Source organism: Thauera sp. GDN1 (assembly GCF_029223545.1).
Lineage (GTDB): Bacteria > Pseudomonadota > Gammaproteobacteria > Burkholderiales > Rhodocyclaceae > Thauera.
The window spans coordinates 2055931-2070862 of the sequence record NZ_CP097870.1 but is presented as its reverse complement, the minus strand read 5'-3'; the positions used below and the strand labels follow the sequence as shown (position 1 = coordinate 2070862).

Here is a 14932-nt window from a genome sequence, read left to right as displayed (position 1 = left end):
CCCGCATGGAAGCCCCTTCACCCCCTCCGGCCAACGATCTCGACCAGTCCCAGCTGCTGCGCTACGTGCAGGACATGCACCAGTTGCGCAAGCAACGGGAGCAGGCCTACCAGCGGCTCGCACATGCGCATCGGATCACCCTGTCGAAGCTGGCCCTCGCTGCCGAGTACAAGGACGGCGACACCGGCGCGCACATCGAGCGCATCGGCGCCCTGTCCGGCGCGATTGCGAAGGCGCTCGGACAGCCGGCCGAGTGGTGCGAACTGATCGCCCAGTCGGCACCGATGCACGACGTCGGCAAGATCGGCATCCCGGACGACATCCTCAAGAAGCCCGGTCCGCTGACAACCGACGAGCGCAGGATCATGGAAACCCACTCGCTGATCGGCGCCCAGATCCTCGGCGGCACCGACGTTCCCGTGCTGCGGATGGCCGCCGAGATCGCCCTCGGCCACCATGAGCGCTGGAATGGCACCGGCTATCCATCCGGGCTCCGTGCGCTGGAGATCCCGCTGTGCGCACGCATCGTTGCGGTCGCGGACTTCCTCGATGCGCTGATGATGGACCGCTGCTACCGCCCGGCACTCGGCGAGGATGAGGTGTTGGCCCTGATCAAGGCCGGCCGCGGCTCGCACTTCGACCCCGCCATCGTCGATGTCGCGGTCACGCTCTTTCCCCAGCTCGTGGCGCTGCGGAAACGGATCGACCAGCGCACGGCTGCGGAGCAACTCGACGGTGCCGCCGCCACCCCCTCCCAATAGACCAGGTATCCCGAACTCATGGACAGGCCGAGCACCGCAAGCGACCAACCCCGGGCCCTCGTGGTCGAGGACGATCCGCTGTACGCGACCTTCTACCGCGAGACGCTGCTCTCGGCGGTGCCCGGGATCAGCATAGCGAGCGCGGAGAACGGCTATGACGCCCTGCTCTACCTGGCGCAGAACTGGCCCGACCTCGTCATCCTCGACCTGCACATGCCGGGCTTCGACGGTTTCGAGTTTCTCGACATCGTCAAGCGCAAGTACGGCCTGGTCGAGGTGCCGATCCTGGTCGTCAGCGCGGCCAGCCACGAGAGCATGCGCCCGCTGCTCAATCTGCCGCAGGTCCACGTGTTCACCAAGCCCTTGCGGCCGGCGCTGCTGAAGAAACTCATCCGGCAGATCCTTCCGGAAGCCGGCGCCACGCCTTCCAAGCCGGCGCCCTCGGGCTTCGACGCCCCCTCCTTCGAGGCTTTCGTCGGCCCCGACTGGCAATTGCAGCGCGAGATCGCGCGCCAGTTCTACGAACTCGCCCCCGACCGCATCGCCAGGCTCGAGCTCGCCTCGCGCACCCTCGACCATCGCGACCTGCAGGCCTGGTGCCAGACCCTGACCGGCACCGCGGCCATGATCGGCGCCGACAGGCTCGACGAGTGCCTCGGGCGGCTTCAGCGCGCCCTCGATCGCCGGGACATCCACGCCATCCGTGCCGAAGTCGCCGCGACCACCGACGAGCTGCGCCACCTTTCGATCATTCTGGATCACGAGTTCGACCTCGACGATGCGAATCGATGACAACGGCCTCAGCCGGTTGGCCAACGCCGTAATCCTTCGGTAAATTGACGAAGCGCAGCGAAATCTTGACCTCGCGCGGGTCGCGATGCAGACTGGTTGCCAGCTCGACGGGCCCGCGCCGCAACGGCCGTCGGCTCGTCGTAGAGCCCACCTGAACTTCGGCGACCCAAATCGTCAAGACGGGCGTGCAAGCCCTCGATTCCCATGACCAATATTGTCGAAGACCCGGCATCGGCCACGACCGATGCGCAGCACCCGGAGTGGATGCCGGCGAGCGATCGCAAGCAGCTCCTGGAAAATCGGCGCCTCAACCTGATCATGCTGACGGGCGCACGCGGAACCAAGAACCGGCTCGCCCAACTGGCCGGCACCTCGGGCAGCCGCATCAGCCTGATGACCTCGGCACGCAAGCCGGTGTCGGACCCGTTCGCCGTCGCGATCGAGGACGGGCTGGGTCTGGTACGCGGCTGGCTGGATCAGCTACGCAGCGAAGGCGAGGTCCCCGAAGCGGTATGGCGAAGCCTGCGTGCCGACGGCGCCGCAGCGCCCGCCCAGCAGGCTCCGTCGGAGCAACGCGGGCAGGAATTCCGTCCGGCAGGCGGCGCGCAGGTACCGGCCGCGCGAACGACCGCCCACCGCCTGTTCGACAAGACCGCGGGGACCAGCGGCCCGATTGCCGAGGCGCTGGCCAAGACCATCCTCAACCTGTCCGCCGCCGACAAGCTCTCCGAGGAGAAGGCGTTCCAGCTGCTCGGCGAGCTGATCGCGGAAACGCAGCGGCTCGACTGAGCGCGCCGCTATCGTTCACTCCGGCCGTGCCACGGCGGAGATGACGAGCGGATGGTGGTGCCCGGGACGGGGGTCGAACCCGTAAGCCTTGAGGCGGCGGATTTTAAGTCCGCTGCGTTTACCAGTTTCGCCACCCGGGCAGCGGCGCGCATTGTACCGCGGCGGCGCCGCGAACACGCAGCGATGGCCGCAATCAGCCCGGGATGCGACAATTGGCGCGACTCATCCAGCCCGCACCCGAATGCCATGATCGTCCTCGACCTGTCCTGCGCCAACGAACACCGCTTCGAAGGGTGGTTCGCGTCCAGCGCGGCGTTCGAGGCCCAGCTGGCGCGCGGCCTGGTGAGCTGCCCGGTGTGCAATGGCACCGAAGTCCGCCGCCTGCCGAGCGCGCCCTACGTGCAGACGCGCAGCACGCCCGCGGCCGAGGCGCCATCCGGCCGCCCCTCGGTCGCTTCCCCGCAGACTGCGGCCGCGATCGCCGCATCGCCCTCACCCGCCCCGGGCACAGCCACGCCCGCAGCCGTTGCGGAGCTGCTCGGCGCACTGCGCCGGATGGCGAAGGCTGCGGAGGACGTGGGCGAGCGTCTGCCCGAGGAGGCGCGCCGCATCCATCATGGCGAAGCCGAGGCGCGCGACATCCGCGGCGCGGCCTCGCGCGACGAGATCGAGGAACTACTCGAGGAAGGCATCATGGTGCTGCCGGTGCCGCCGCTCGACGACGAACTGCACTGATCGCTGCAGCGCTCAGGTTCGCGCCACGATCAGGGGCACGAGCATCTCGTCGGCGCTGAGCCCACCGTGCACGCCGATCATCTCGTGCTGGGTCTCTCCCTCTACGTGATCGACGATCGTCCAGCCGGGCTCCATGAGCAGCACGTGGGTGCCGACGCGTTCGCGCAGCCGCGGATTCCGACTACCGGGGCCAAGCAGGCCGGAGTTCAGCACGGACTCGCCCGATACCACCACCGCCTTGCCCGCGAGTGCGTCGCCAGCCCAGGATTCGAACTCGCCCGCGGCGCCCTCCCTGAGCTTGCAGAAGGCGAGGCGACGCTCGCCGAACAGGGCCGCGGCCAGCATGCGCGCGACCTCGCCGTCGGGCGGCAGGTCCACGCAACGCGACGGATCCGCATCGGTGAAGCCATGGTCGGCGGTGACCACGATGCGCACGTCGCGCCCGGCAAGCGCACGCTGCAGGCGCACGAACAGGTCGTCGAGGCGACCGAAGCAGGTCCTGGTCGCGGCCGAGCGGCTGCCGTAGGCATGGCTCAGGGCGTCGAAACTGGCGTAATAGGCGTGGATGAGACCGCCGCTCCCGGCAAGCGCGTCGGCCATCGCGACGATGGCGGCGCCAAGTCCCTCCATCCCCTCGTAAGGCTCGATATGGGCGCCGCGGGCGTGGTGCAGGGAAAAGCGCGAGAACGCGATCTCTGCCGGGGAAACCACATTCACCGGCCGACAGGCATGGTGGAACATGGACGGCGCCGGACACAGCCTGGGCAGCAGGCGGAAGGCATCGAGCGCCGGGCCAGCGCGCTGCATCAGCGGCAGCGGCGCGATCACGCCGCCGAAGCGGTGATCGTGGATGAACCAGCCGTTGAGCCCATGGACGGCCGGCGCCACGCCGGTCAGCAGGGTCGTGACCGCGCTCGCGGTCGTGCTCGGGCATACCGAGGTCAGCGCACGCCGACGCGCGGCATGCAGCGCCGAGCCCTGCCCCTCGCTGGCGAGAAAGCGGTCCCCGAGTCCGTCGATGACCAGCAGCACGACCAGCGCCCGTTCGCCCGCAGCCACCTCGGCGAACGGCCAGGCCGCGCCGGGATCGTGCAACCAGTGGCGCAGGCTGCTGGCGAGGCCGTACAGGCCGTCGGCACCGTAATCGGGAAGGACCGTGCCTGTGGGGAGCGGAAAGCGGATATCGAGCATGGTGGGCTGCACGAACCGCGCTGCAGCGCCGGGCGGCGCTAGAAACAGCACGGTGAACGGAAAAGCCGGATGCGCACATTGTACGCATCCGGCTTCATGTTCTGGAGCGGGAAACGAGTCTCGAACTCGCGACCTCAACCTTGGCAAGGTTGCGCTCTACCAACTGAGCTATTCCCGCTTTGACGACAGGGCGCGAAATATAGCAACTTCCGCACCGCATCGCAACTACTTCAAAACCACTTTACTTCTGGAGGCGCGACTCGGAATCGAACCGGGGTACACGGCTTTGCAGGCCGCTGCATAACCACTCTGCCATCGCGCCACGACCGTTTCGGCCGGTTGCTCCGCTACCGCTGGAGCCTCCGGGCCAGGCATTCGCCTGACCTGCGAATTCTTGGAGCGGGAAACGAGTCTCGAACTCGCGACCTCAACCTTGGCAAGGTTGCGCTCTACCAACTGAGCTATTCCCGCTCGGGAAAGACCGCCATTATAGGCAAGAATTTTCGGGTGTCAACTTTTTTGATTATTTTCCGATCTTTCCCTGCAACAGCGGCATCGCACGATGCAGGTAGTAACCCATCGACCACAGCGTGAGCGCGGCGGCGACGTAGATCAGGATGTTGCCGAGGATGCGCAGGTCCACCCCGTACAGTGGCGCATTGAACAGCAGCAGCGGGATCGCGACCATCTGCGCGGCGGTCTTGAGCTTGCCGACATAGGCAACCGCCACGCTCGCCGACTGGCCGACCCGCGCCATCCACTCGCGCAGCGCGGAAATCGTGATCTCGCGGCCGATGATGACCACCGCGATCAGCGCATCGACGCGGGAAAGCTGGACGAGCAGGATCAGCGCGGCGGCCACCATCAGCTTGTCCGCGACCGGATCGAGGAAGGCGCCGAAGGCCGAGGTCTGCCCGAGCGCGCGCGCCAGATAGCCGTCGAACCAGTCGGTGACCGCCGCCGCGATGAAGATCAGCGTGGCGACCAGGTTCTTGGTCGCCATCGGCATGATCGCGTCAGGCAGGTAGAAGATGCCGACGAAGATCGGGATCAGGACGATGCGCGCCCAGGTCAGCGCATTCGGGATATTGAGCGGCATGCCGTTGCGCATCTCGCATGAATTCGGGAAAGCCGAGTATATATCCGCTCGCGCCTCCCGACCCGCACAGATGGTGCAGACAGGCCGGAAGGCTGTCTGTAACATCACGGTTCGACTGCGATCCATACCGCATCCTCCCGCCTCCTCCCCGTTCTACTTCCCCGCTTGCCCTCCGCGATGCACGACATCCTGCAATCGGCCGCCTGGACCGCCCTGTCGTCCCGGCGCGACGCCCTCCTCTCGACCACGCTGCGCGAACTGTTCCACACCGATCCGCTGCGTGGCCGGCACATGCAGGCGAGCGCCTGCGGGCTGACGCTGGACTACTCGAAGAACCTGCTGTGCGCGGACAGCCTGGGCTTGCTGCTGAAGCTCGCCGACGAGGCCGGACTGCAGGGGGCCATCGCCGCCATGTTCACGGGCGAGCGCATCAACACCACCGAGGAGCGCGCGGTGCTGCACGTGGCCCTGCGCTGCCCCCCGGAGACGCGCTGGCTGGTCGATGGCGTGGATGTCGGCGCGGAGGTGCATGCGGTACGCCGGCGCATGGCCGCCTTCGCCGCCCGGGTGCGTGCAGGAGAGTGGCGCGGCTGGCGCGGCGACGCGATCACCGACGTGGTCAACATCGGCATCGGCGGCTCGGACCTCGGCCCGGCGATGGTGTGCGAGGCGCTGAAGGACGAGATCCATCCAGGCCTGCGCATGCATTTCGTGTCGAACGTGGACGGCGTGCACATCGGCGACGTGCTGCGCCGCTGCCGGCCCGAGACGACGCTCTTCATCGTCGCCTCGAAGACCTTCACCACCCAGGAAACCCTGGCCAACGCCCGCACCGCCCGCGCCTGGCTGCTCGCGCATGCCGGCGACGAGGGCGCGATCGCCCGTCATTTCGTCGCGGTGTCGACCAGCGCCGCCGCGGTGCGCAGCTTCGGTATCGACACCGAGAACATGTTCGGCTTCTGGGACTGGGTCGGCGGGCGCTTCTCGCTGTGGAGCGCCATCGGCCTGCCGATCATTCTCGCGCTCGGGGCGGAGCGCTTCGACGCACTGCTCGCCGGCGCGCACGCGATGGACGAGCATTTCCGCTCCACGCCATTCGCTACCAACCTGCCGGTGCTCATGGCCCTGATCGGCATCTGGAACGTCGATTTCCTCGACGCCCCCAGTCAGCTGATCGCCCCCTACCACCAGCGCCTGCATCGCCTGCCCGCCTACCTGCAGCAGCTCGACATGGAGTCGAACGGCAAGTCGGTGCGCCACGACGGCAGCCCGGTGCCTTGCCGCACCAGCCCGATCCTGTGGGGCGAACAGGGCATCAACGGCCAGCATGCCTACTTCCAGCTCGTGCACCAGGGCACCCAGCGGGTGGCGGTGGATTTCATCGGCGTGCTCGACGCCGGGCGCGAGGACGAGCGCCTGCACCGCATTGCCTTTGCCAACCTGATCGCCCAGGCCGAGGCGTTGATGCGCGGCCGCAGCGCCGACGAGGCCGAAGCCGAGATGCGCGCCGCCGGCCTGCCCGAGGCCCGCATCCGCGCCCTGCTGCCGCACCGCATCTTCCCCGGCAACCGCCCGAGCAACACCCTGCTGCTCGAACGCCTGGACGCCTTCACCCTCGGCGCGCTGATCGCGGCCTACGAGCACCGCACCTTCGTCCAGGGCGTGATCTGGGGCGTCAACAGCTTCGACCAGTGGGGCGTGGAACTCGGCAAGCAGCTCGCCGCGCGCGTGCTGGACGAACTCGACCCGCAGGCAGCCCCCGTCGCCGAAGGCGTGCACGACAGCAGCACGCAGGGGCTGATCGAACGCTACCGCGCAGCGCAGCGCGAGGACTCGCTCAGGGCTTGAGCGCCACCCAGCCCGGGTGATCGTATTCGCGGCCGTAGAAGTTCAGGGTTTCGACCACGCGCAGGAAACCCAGGCGCTTGCCCGCCACGCGCGGGGCGGTGCGCATCAGCCCCGCGCCGTCGCCGATGTCGCCCAGCGTCCATTGCAGATGCCGCCCGGCGCGACTGTGGAAGTCGCGTCCGGCAGTGATCGCAGCGAGCTGGCGGTCGATCTCGGCGGCGAGCGCCACATAGTCCGCTTCCGCCATCGGCTGGGTCGCGTCGGCGCGCAGGCGGTCATCGACCGTATCGCGCAGCGCGCTCATCGCCGTGCGCAGCGCCTCGTCGGTCGGACGTGGCAGCTGATCGGCGGGCGACTGCAATTTCGGCGACGTACGCGCATCAGCGTCGGCAAGCGCCGGCACCGGGCCGGCGATGAGAGCGGCGAACGCCAGCGAGGCGGCAACAAGGGTGGAACGCATGCGGGGTCTCCGGACGGAAAATCGTACGGACCCCATGCTAGTCCCGCGCACGCCAGCCGGCATTGAAGTGGATCAAGCACGGGCGGATGCGTGGATCGTTCGCTGCCAACGGAACTTTATTGCTGCACCGCATCCCTTAAACTCCGTCCCGTCTTCGTGGCTGCATCGAGCGCGACACTGCTTGCCCCGGAATCACAGTTTCCAGCCGCGCATGCTCGCACCGCCACCCGACCGCACACACAACGCCAAAAATGGACTCAACGATGCCCCGAACGAAGTTCGCCACCCGTCTCGCCCTCGCCGCCCTGTCCGTCCTCATCCTCGCCGGCTGTTCCAGCGAAGTCGCCGACACTCATCCCGAGCAGCCCGTCACCAAGCGCCGGGAAGCCTTCAAGGCGATCCTGCGCAGCTTCGAACCGATGGGCACGATGCTCAAGGACAAGCGCTACGACGCCGACGCCTTCGCGCGGCTGGCGGACGAGTTCGGTCGCCTGCGCGACGCGCCGTGGTCGCACTTCGGCGCCGACACCAACTACCCCCCGACCAAGGCCAAGCCGGCCGTATGGGAGAAGCCCGCGGAATTCGATCAGCGCCGCCAGGCGTTCGCCACCGCCTCCGAGCGCCTGCTCGCCGCAGCGGCTGAACGCAACGAGGCCGCCGTGCGTACCGCCTATGCGGCCGCGCAGGACAGCTGCAAGGCCTGCCACCGCGACTTCCGCAAATAGGCGACTACGCTCTTCAGCCTGCGGGCGTGGCGAAGCGCGCGCCCTGCCAACTGCCGCGGCGGGCCAGTTCGGCGCTCAGCCGGGGCGCCAGCTCGGACAGGCGCATGTTCCATTGCGGCGCCAGCTTCAGGGTCGGCGGCACCTCGCTGCCCAGGCGCTGCAGCAGGATGTCGGGCGACAGGCGCTCCACGAAGTCGGCCAGCAGGCCGATGTAGCTCTCCTCGTCCAGCAGCGGAACGCTGGCCGGGTCGCGTTGCCAGTCGCGCGCCATCGCCGTCCCGCGCACGAGCTGCAGCTGGTGCAGCTTGAGCGCCTTGAGCGGCAAGGCCGACAGCCGCGCGGCGCCGTCGAGCATCGACTCCCGCGTCTCACCCGGCAGTCCGAGGATCAAGTGCGCCGTCACCGCCAGCCCGCGTGCCGCCGCGCGCTCGATCGCGTCGACGCTGCAGGCGAAGTCGTGGCCGCGATTCACGCGCTGCAGCACCGCGTCGTCACAGGACTCGATACCGATCTCGAGCTCGATGATGTGGCTGGCGGCGAGCTCGGCGAGATAGTCGAGCACGGTGTCGGGCAGGCAGTCCGGCCGCGTGCCGATCGCCAGCCCGCTGATCCGCGGATGCGACAGCGCCTCCTCGTAGCAGGCGCGCAGACGCGCGAACTCGCCATAGGTATTGCTGTAGCTCTGGAAATAGGCGATGAAATGCCGCGTTCCCGGATAGCGCCGGTCAAGAAAACCAAGTCCGGTGTCGATCTGGGCGTGGATGCCGTCGCGGCGATCGAGATAGCCCGGGGTGAAGCCGGCGTTGTTGCAGAAGGTGCAGCCACCGGCGCCGAGCGCGCCGTCGCGATTGGGGCAGGTGAAGCCCGCCGCCACCGAGACCTTCTGCACGCGCCCGCCATGTTGCCGCCGGACATGATCGTTCCAGGCGTTGTAGCGCCGCGCGCCGAAGGGCGATCCCGACGCCTCCGCCAAGGAGGTCGCGGATGGATGGTCGGATGGGCGGTCGGGGCGGACGAGCATGGTGGTCGGGCTGCGATGCGATGAATGCGGCGAAGGGCACGCAGTGTGCCCGACCGGAGCGCAACCGCCTTGACCCGGCGCAAACGTGGCTCAGCACGCCCACCTGAGGCAGGCGAATGGACCCCACGCGGCGAGACACCCGGCTGGCGCCGCACTGCAGACGGGGAAAAAGGCGAAGCGGGCCGGAGAGTTCCATCGCGCCGACACTGCCGGGGGCAAGACCGTTGAGGGGGGACGATCACGCAGCGTTCGCGACTCGACCCTGCTTCGCACATGGATCTTTAAGCAAAGGCCATGCCAGCCATTCCTACCCCCGCAGACAAGCCACTTCTGCTCCGCGCCCGGGCGCCATCCACTGCCATCGGCTGCCGGGTTGGACTTTTCTCTGCCAATCCGGCAGTCATGGCAGCCGCCCGCTCCGGGCGCGATCGCGGCGCCCGATCAGGGCTCCTTCACCCCCGGTGTCGCGCCGTCGGTCGCCGACCCGGCACGCCCCTCCACCAGCCCCAGTTCGCGAAGCCGGCGATAGAGGGTGCGCTCGCTGATGCCGAGCCGGCGGGCGAGTTCGCGACGGCTGCCGCGATGGGTGCGCACCGCACGCAGCAGCGCCTGGCGCTGCACCTCCTCGAGGTCGAACGGCTCGCCCTTCACCACGGCGCGGCCCGGCTGCCCGGCCATCGGACCGGAATCCTCGCAGCCGCCTAACTCCGGGTGCAGGATCTCCTCGGGCAGATGCTCGGGTCCGATGAGCTCGCCGTCGCACATCAGGCTGGCGCGTTCGAGCACGTTGCGCAGCTCGCGCACGTTGCCCGGGAAGGGATAGGCGCACAGCAGTCGCAGCGCCGCCGGCGACAGCGCCAGGCGACGCTTGGGCGCCACGCGTTCGAGCAGGGAGTCGATCAGCAGCGGCAGGTCGCCCTCGCGCTCGCGCAGGGGCGGCACGGCGATCGGGAAGGTGTTGATGCGGAAGTAGAGATCCTGGCGGAAGCCGCCCTCGGCGATCATGCGCTTGAGCGGGCGGTGGGTGGCCGAAACCAGGCGGATGTCGGCGCGGCGCAGCTCGGTCGACCCCACGCGCCGATAGGTGCCGGTCTCCAGCAGGCGCAGCAGCTTGACCTGCATTGCGAGCGGGATGTCGCCGACCTCGTCGAGGAACAGCGTGCCGCCGCTGGCCGCCTCGATCAGCCCGGGCTTGCGCGCGGTGGCGCCGGTGAAGGCACCGCGCTCGTGGCCGAAGACCTCGCTCTCGAACAGGGTCTCGGGCAGTCCGGAGCAATCGACCACCACGAAGGGCCCCTCCGCACGCCGGCTCGCTTCATGCACGGCGGTGGCGAGCAGTTCCTTGCCGGTGCCGGACTCGCCCTGCAGCAGCACGCTCGCGTCCGAGGGCGCCACGCGCGCGATCAGCTCGAGCATGTGCTGGAAGGCGGGCGAGCGCCCGATCAGGCCGCGATGGTCCGACACCCCACGAGCGACGTGCATCGGCTCCATCTTCTCGATGAACCATGCGATCTCCCCGCTCGCGTCGCGCACCGGGGAGAGCTCGATGTTCACATACTCCTTGCCGCGCGGCGTGTGATGCAGATGCAGCACGCGCTCGCGCTGGCCCGAAGCCAGGCTGCGCGCCAGCGGGCAGGACTCGCCCGCACGGTCGCACGGCACGCTGTAGTGGTGGCTGACGTCGTAACAGGTGCGCCCCACCACGTTGCGCCCGTCCGGCCACGACGCCCGGTAGGCGGCATTGGCGGCGATGATCCGGTAGTCGCGGTCGCACAGGATGTGGGGCTCGGACAGGGTCTCGAGAAAGGACACCAGCTCGGGCAAGGGGCGCGTATCGGGCGGCATGATCTGTCACCAATGGCGGACGTTCTGCCAGCAGTCTGTCGTGCTGACAGCACGCTCGTCAATGGCCTTGTCCAAGCCATTCGGAATCACCCGGCTCCCGGGCGACCCCGGCACTGGCCAGCAGCGCGGCGCGGCAGCCCGCAGTCGGATTTGCGCCGCGCCCGCCGTAGCACATGGCTACAACATGGCACGCCGATTGCGTCAGCTGCGTCACGGCCGATTTCGACCACGCCCCACGCGCTGCAACACAGCCCCTCCCATCCCGCACGCCGATCGCGACGACGCGCTGCATTCCCGCCTACCGACTCCCGAAGGACGCCACCATGAAGAAAACCCTCCTCGCCCTCGCCATTGCCCTCGGCTCCACCGCAGCGCTCGCCGACAAGCCCGAAGTCACCGTGGTCCTCAACGCCCAGAGTCCGATGACCCAGGGCATGGCCATGGTGCTGGCCAACCAGATGCAGGAACAGGGCGCACAGGTCGACATCCTGCTGTGCGATCACGCCGGCGACCTCGCACTCAAGGGTGCCGGCGGCGAAGCGCTCAAGCCCAACAACGTGACACCGGCGCAGTTGCTCGATGGCGCGCTGAAGAAGGGAGCCACCGCCTCGGTGTGCGCGCTCTACCTGCCCAACAGCGGCAAGAAGCCCGAAGACCTGAAGGACGGCATCAAGCCGGCCAAGCCGGCCGACATGGGCGCCGCCCTGCTGGAGACGAACCGCAAGGTCATCGGATTCTGATCAAACCCTCTATTGCAACTTTGTTGCTATAGAGGGCGCCTCACCCTAGAATGCGGCGATGTCCTGCGCCGCATCCGCGCCCCGGCCCCGCGCCGGGCCGCGTGCTTTCCTCCTGTCCCTTCCGCACCCCCGCCGACTCGCCCACGGCATCCGCGATGGTCACGCGCATGCCGGCCGGGCGCTGCTGCTCGTATTGGTGCTCGCGCTGCTCGCTCTGCAGATCGAGGTGCACGCGCACACCCTGTCCCACCTCCGCGGGCCAACCCAGGCCCTCGCGGACACGGTGGCGAACGGCGCGTCGCCTGGCGCAGAAGAAGAGCGCCAGGCCGACGCCGTCTGCCTCGAATGCCTGGCGCTCGCCGCGCTCGATCTTCCTGCGGCCGCGCCGAAGTCCTTCAGCTTCGACGACCACGGCGCCGCGTCCCCGCCCGTCGCCCTCCCTCCGGCCGCGTCGGCCTGCAGCCCACTGCGGCCGCGCTGCCGCGCGCCGCCCTCATCGGCCCTTCGCCACATCGCCCACTGAAACCGTCGGGTCCGTGACCCGGCATGCATGACGTCGTCCCGCCCGGTGCGCTTGCCCGGACGAAGGACGGCCCTTGCCTTGCGCAAACCAAACACGAAGGAAGAACACCGATGTCCAGGCTTCAAACCACCCCCACCCCGCTCATGCTGAGCCTCGCCCTCGCTTTCGGGCCCGCCGTCGCGTACGCGGACGACACCGCGCTTGCCCCGGTCACGGTCTCGGCCAGCGCGCTCGCGCTCGGCAGCGATCAGATGAGCACCCCGGTCAGCGTGCTCGCCGGCGACGAACTCGTGCGCCGTCGTGCCGCCACGCTCGGCGAGACGCTGGCCGGCGAACCCGGCATCGCCGCCAGCCACTTCGGCGCTGGCGCCAGCCGGCCCATCATCCGCGGCATGGATGGTCCGCGCGTCAAGCTGCTGTCGGACGGCAGCGAGATCATGGACGCATCCACGATCAGCCCCGACCACGCAGTGGCGCTCGAACCGATACTGAGCGAACAGATCGAGGTGCTGCGCGGCCCGTCCGCGCTGGCCTATGGCGGCGGCGCGATCGGCGGCGTGGTGAATGTGCTCGACAAGCGCGTCCCCACCGCGGTCCCCGAACGCGGGGTCGAAGGCAGCGTGGAACTGCGCGCCGACAGTGTCGCGAATGGCGTCGCCGGCGCGTTCGAAGTCACCGCGGGCAGCGGCAACCTCGCCTTCCACGCCGAAGGGCTCAAGCGCGACGCGCGCGACTACCGTGTCGGCAGCGGCTGGGACCACAGCCGGGTCGACGGCAGCCACAACCAGACCGAGACCAGCAGCCTCGGCGTGTCATGGGTGGGCGCACGCGGCTATCTCGGCCTCGCCTATACCCGTCAACAGAACGAGTACGGGCTACCCGGGCACAGCGATGAATACGAGGCCTGCCACCCGGACGGCGACCGTCTGCATTGCGGCCTCCACGGCGAGGAAGACGGGCACGAGCATGAACACGACGAACACGGCGCCACCCCGTACGTGAAGCTCGACAGCGAACGCTGGGACCTGCGCGGCGAACTGCTGGAGCCCTTCGCCGGCTTCACCCGCGCCCGCCTGCGCGCGTCCTACACCGATTACGGCCACGACGAGATCGAGCAGGACGAAGGGATCGACAGCGTCGGCACCCGGTTCCGCAGCAAGGCCAGCGATGCCCGCGTCGAACTCGAACATGCGCCGCTCGGCGGCTGGCGCGGCGTGATGGGCCTGCAGACGGGCCGCCGCGACTTCCACGCCGATGGCGACGAAGCCTATGTGCCCCCCACCGTGACGATCAAGCACGCGGCCTTCGTGATCGAGGAATACACCCTGGCCGACTGGCGCTTCGAAGCCGGCCTGCGTCACGAATGGCAGGACATCGAAGTTGACAGCAGCACCCAGCGCGACCGCAACCACCATGGCAACTCCGTGTCGCTGGGCGCGGTGTGGGACTTCGCCCCGCAGTACAGCCTGGGCATGACGCTGTCCCGCACCCGGCGCCTGCCGACGGCCGAGGAGCTCTATGCGCGCGGCCTGCACATGGCGACCAGCACCTGGGAACGCGGCACCCCCGAGCTGAAGGCGGAAACGGCCAACAACGTCGACCTGACGCTGCGCAAGCTCGCCGGTCCCACCACCTTCTCCGTCAGCGTGTTCCACAACCGCATCGACGACTACATCCACGCCCGCACGCTCGACGCCTACGAGGACTTCCAGCTCATCGAGTACGCCCAGCGCGACGCCAGCTTCACCGGCATCGAGGGCGCCATCCGCCAGCAGCTCGACGCCACCTTCGGCCTGACCCTGTTCGGCGACTACGTGCGCGCCAAGCTCGAGGCCGGCGACGGCGACCGCGACCTGCCGCGCATCCCGGCACATCGCGTCGGCCTGCGGCTGGATGCCAAATGGAACGCCTGGCGTGCCGAGGCCGAGGTCTATCGCGTCGGTCGCCAGGACGATATCGCCGAGTTCGAGCTTGAGACGCCAGGCTACAACATGGTCAGTGTCGGCCTGAGCTACGGCGGCCTCTACAAGGGCACGCCCTGGCAGCTCTACGTCAAGGGCAACAACCTCGGCAACCAGCTGGCCTACGCGCACACCTCGTTCATCAAGAACGCTGCGCCGCTCGATGGCCGCAACCTCACGGTCGGCGTGAAGCTCGCGTTCTGAGCAGGGGCGAGTGGCGGATGATCAAGGTCGCGCCGCCACTCGCGAGCTGACATGAATGCCACAGTCGGTGACGCATGGCAGCGCACAACCCGTCGAGGCAGGACTGAGGATCACCGAAGAGTACTTCCTTTCCACTGATTTTATTTAACTTTATTCGGCACTCTGGACATTGCCCGGCGATGGCACGTAGTTTGCTGCGCTCACTCCCATTGATAGGCCCTCTCGGCAAGGACGACGC

The 14932-nt window shown here is 68.4% G+C and carries 14 protein-coding genes and 4 tRNA genes; 9 read left to right on the top strand and 9 right to left on the bottom strand.

Annotated features, from left to right (window positions below):
- Positions 1-5 precede the first annotated feature (5 nt).
- The 3 genes from CKCBHOJB_RS09505 to CKCBHOJB_RS09495 all read left to right on the top strand — a co-directional run bounded on the left by CKCBHOJB_RS09505 (position 6) and on the right by CKCBHOJB_RS09495 (position 2342).
- Positions 6-761, top strand: coding sequence for an HD domain-containing phosphohydrolase (locus tag CKCBHOJB_RS09505; protein WP_281048439.1), 756 nt, complete (start codon positions 6-8; stop codon positions 759-761).
- 18 nt (positions 762-779) lie between these two features.
- Entirely contained in the window at positions 780-1553 is a 774-nt protein-coding gene (locus CKCBHOJB_RS09500; protein ID WP_281048438.1) for a response regulator, read from the top strand.
- Between the two features lie 204 nt (positions 1554-1757).
- A complete protein-coding gene (locus tag CKCBHOJB_RS09495; RefSeq protein ID WP_281048437.1) occupies positions 1758-2342 on the top strand; it encodes a hypothetical protein in 585 nt (194 codons plus the stop codon).
- Positions 2343-2397: 55 nt separating this feature from the next.
- On the opposite strand, the gene CKCBHOJB_RS09490 is transcribed toward CKCBHOJB_RS09495, so the two are convergent.
- Positions 2398-2482, bottom strand: a tRNA-Leu gene (locus CKCBHOJB_RS09490).
- 106 nt (positions 2483-2588) lie between these two features.
- Here CKCBHOJB_RS09490 and CKCBHOJB_RS09485 point away from each other — a divergent pair.
- Entirely contained in the window at positions 2589-3077 is a 489-nt protein-coding gene (locus CKCBHOJB_RS09485) for a DUF1178 family protein (protein WP_281048436.1), read from the top strand.
- 12 nt (positions 3078-3089) lie between these two features.
- On the opposite strand, the gene CKCBHOJB_RS09480 is transcribed toward CKCBHOJB_RS09485, so the two are convergent.
- The 5 genes from CKCBHOJB_RS09480 to pgsA form a co-directional block, all read right to left on the bottom strand.
- Complete coding sequence (locus CKCBHOJB_RS09480) at positions 3090-4268, bottom strand: alkaline phosphatase family protein (RefSeq protein ID WP_281048435.1); 1179 nt, start codon at positions 4266-4268, stop codon at positions 3090-3092.
- 102 nt (positions 4269-4370) lie between these two features.
- Positions 4371-4446, bottom strand: a tRNA-Gly gene (locus CKCBHOJB_RS09475).
- Positions 4447-4516: 70 nt separating this feature from the next.
- Positions 4517-4590: transfer RNA gene (locus CKCBHOJB_RS09470), tRNA-Cys, on the bottom strand.
- Between the two features lie 73 nt (positions 4591-4663).
- Positions 4664-4739, bottom strand: a tRNA-Gly gene (locus CKCBHOJB_RS09465).
- Positions 4740-4791: 52 nt separating this feature from the next.
- Entirely contained in the window at positions 4792-5367 is a 576-nt protein-coding gene (gene pgsA / locus CKCBHOJB_RS09460) for a CDP-diacylglycerol--glycerol-3-phosphate 3-phosphatidyltransferase (protein ID WP_281051669.1), read from the bottom strand.
- Positions 5368-5544: 177 nt separating this feature from the next.
- Here pgsA and pgi point away from each other — a divergent pair, with 177 nt between their 5' ends.
- Positions 5545-7215: a glucose-6-phosphate isomerase gene (pgi, locus tag CKCBHOJB_RS09455; RefSeq protein WP_281048434.1), complete on the top strand. Its 1671-nt coding sequence runs from the start codon at positions 5545-5547 to the stop codon at positions 7213-7215.
- Here pgi and CKCBHOJB_RS09450 read toward each other — a convergent pair.
- Positions 7205-7675, bottom strand: coding sequence for a hypothetical protein (locus CKCBHOJB_RS09450; RefSeq protein WP_281048433.1), 471 nt, complete (start codon positions 7673-7675; stop codon positions 7205-7207). The genes pgi and CKCBHOJB_RS09450 overlap by 11 nt on opposite strands.
- A gap of 263 nt (positions 7676-7938) precedes the next feature.
- Between CKCBHOJB_RS09450 and CKCBHOJB_RS09445 the strand changes: the two genes are divergently transcribed.
- Positions 7939-8400, top strand: coding sequence for a cytochrome c (locus tag CKCBHOJB_RS09445; protein WP_281048432.1), 462 nt, complete (start codon positions 7939-7941; stop codon positions 8398-8400).
- Positions 8401-8413: 13 nt separating this feature from the next.
- Here CKCBHOJB_RS09445 and CKCBHOJB_RS09440 read toward each other — a convergent pair whose 3' ends face one another.
- On the bottom strand, positions 8414-9289 hold the full coding sequence (locus CKCBHOJB_RS09440) for a TIGR01212 family radical SAM protein (protein WP_281048431.1): 876 nt from the start codon (positions 9287-9289) through the stop codon (positions 8414-8416).
- 573 nt (positions 9290-9862) lie between these two features.
- Positions 9863-11266 (bottom strand): sigma-54-dependent Fis family transcriptional regulator, encoded by a 1404-nt coding sequence (locus CKCBHOJB_RS09435; RefSeq protein WP_281048430.1) that lies wholly within the window; start codon positions 11264-11266, stop codon positions 9863-9865.
- Positions 11267-11589: 323 nt separating this feature from the next.
- Between CKCBHOJB_RS09435 and CKCBHOJB_RS09430 the strand changes: the two genes are divergently transcribed.
- The 3 genes from CKCBHOJB_RS09430 to CKCBHOJB_RS09420 all read left to right on the top strand — a co-directional run bounded on the left by CKCBHOJB_RS09430 (position 11590) and on the right by CKCBHOJB_RS09420 (position 14694).
- Positions 11590-12006 (top strand): hypothetical protein, encoded by a 417-nt coding sequence (locus CKCBHOJB_RS09430; protein ID WP_281048429.1) that lies wholly within the window; start codon positions 11590-11592, stop codon positions 12004-12006.
- A gap of 58 nt (positions 12007-12064) precedes the next feature.
- The gene (locus CKCBHOJB_RS09425) at positions 12065-12529 is read left to right on the top strand and encodes a hypothetical protein (RefSeq protein ID WP_281048428.1); all 465 of its coding nucleotides are present in this window, start codon (positions 12065-12067) and stop codon (positions 12527-12529) included.
- A gap of 110 nt (positions 12530-12639) precedes the next feature.
- Positions 12640-14694, top strand: a complete 2055-nt coding sequence (locus tag CKCBHOJB_RS09420) for a TonB-dependent receptor (protein WP_281048427.1) — start codon at positions 12640-12642, stop codon at positions 14692-14694.
- Positions 14695-14932: the final 238 nt, after the last annotated feature.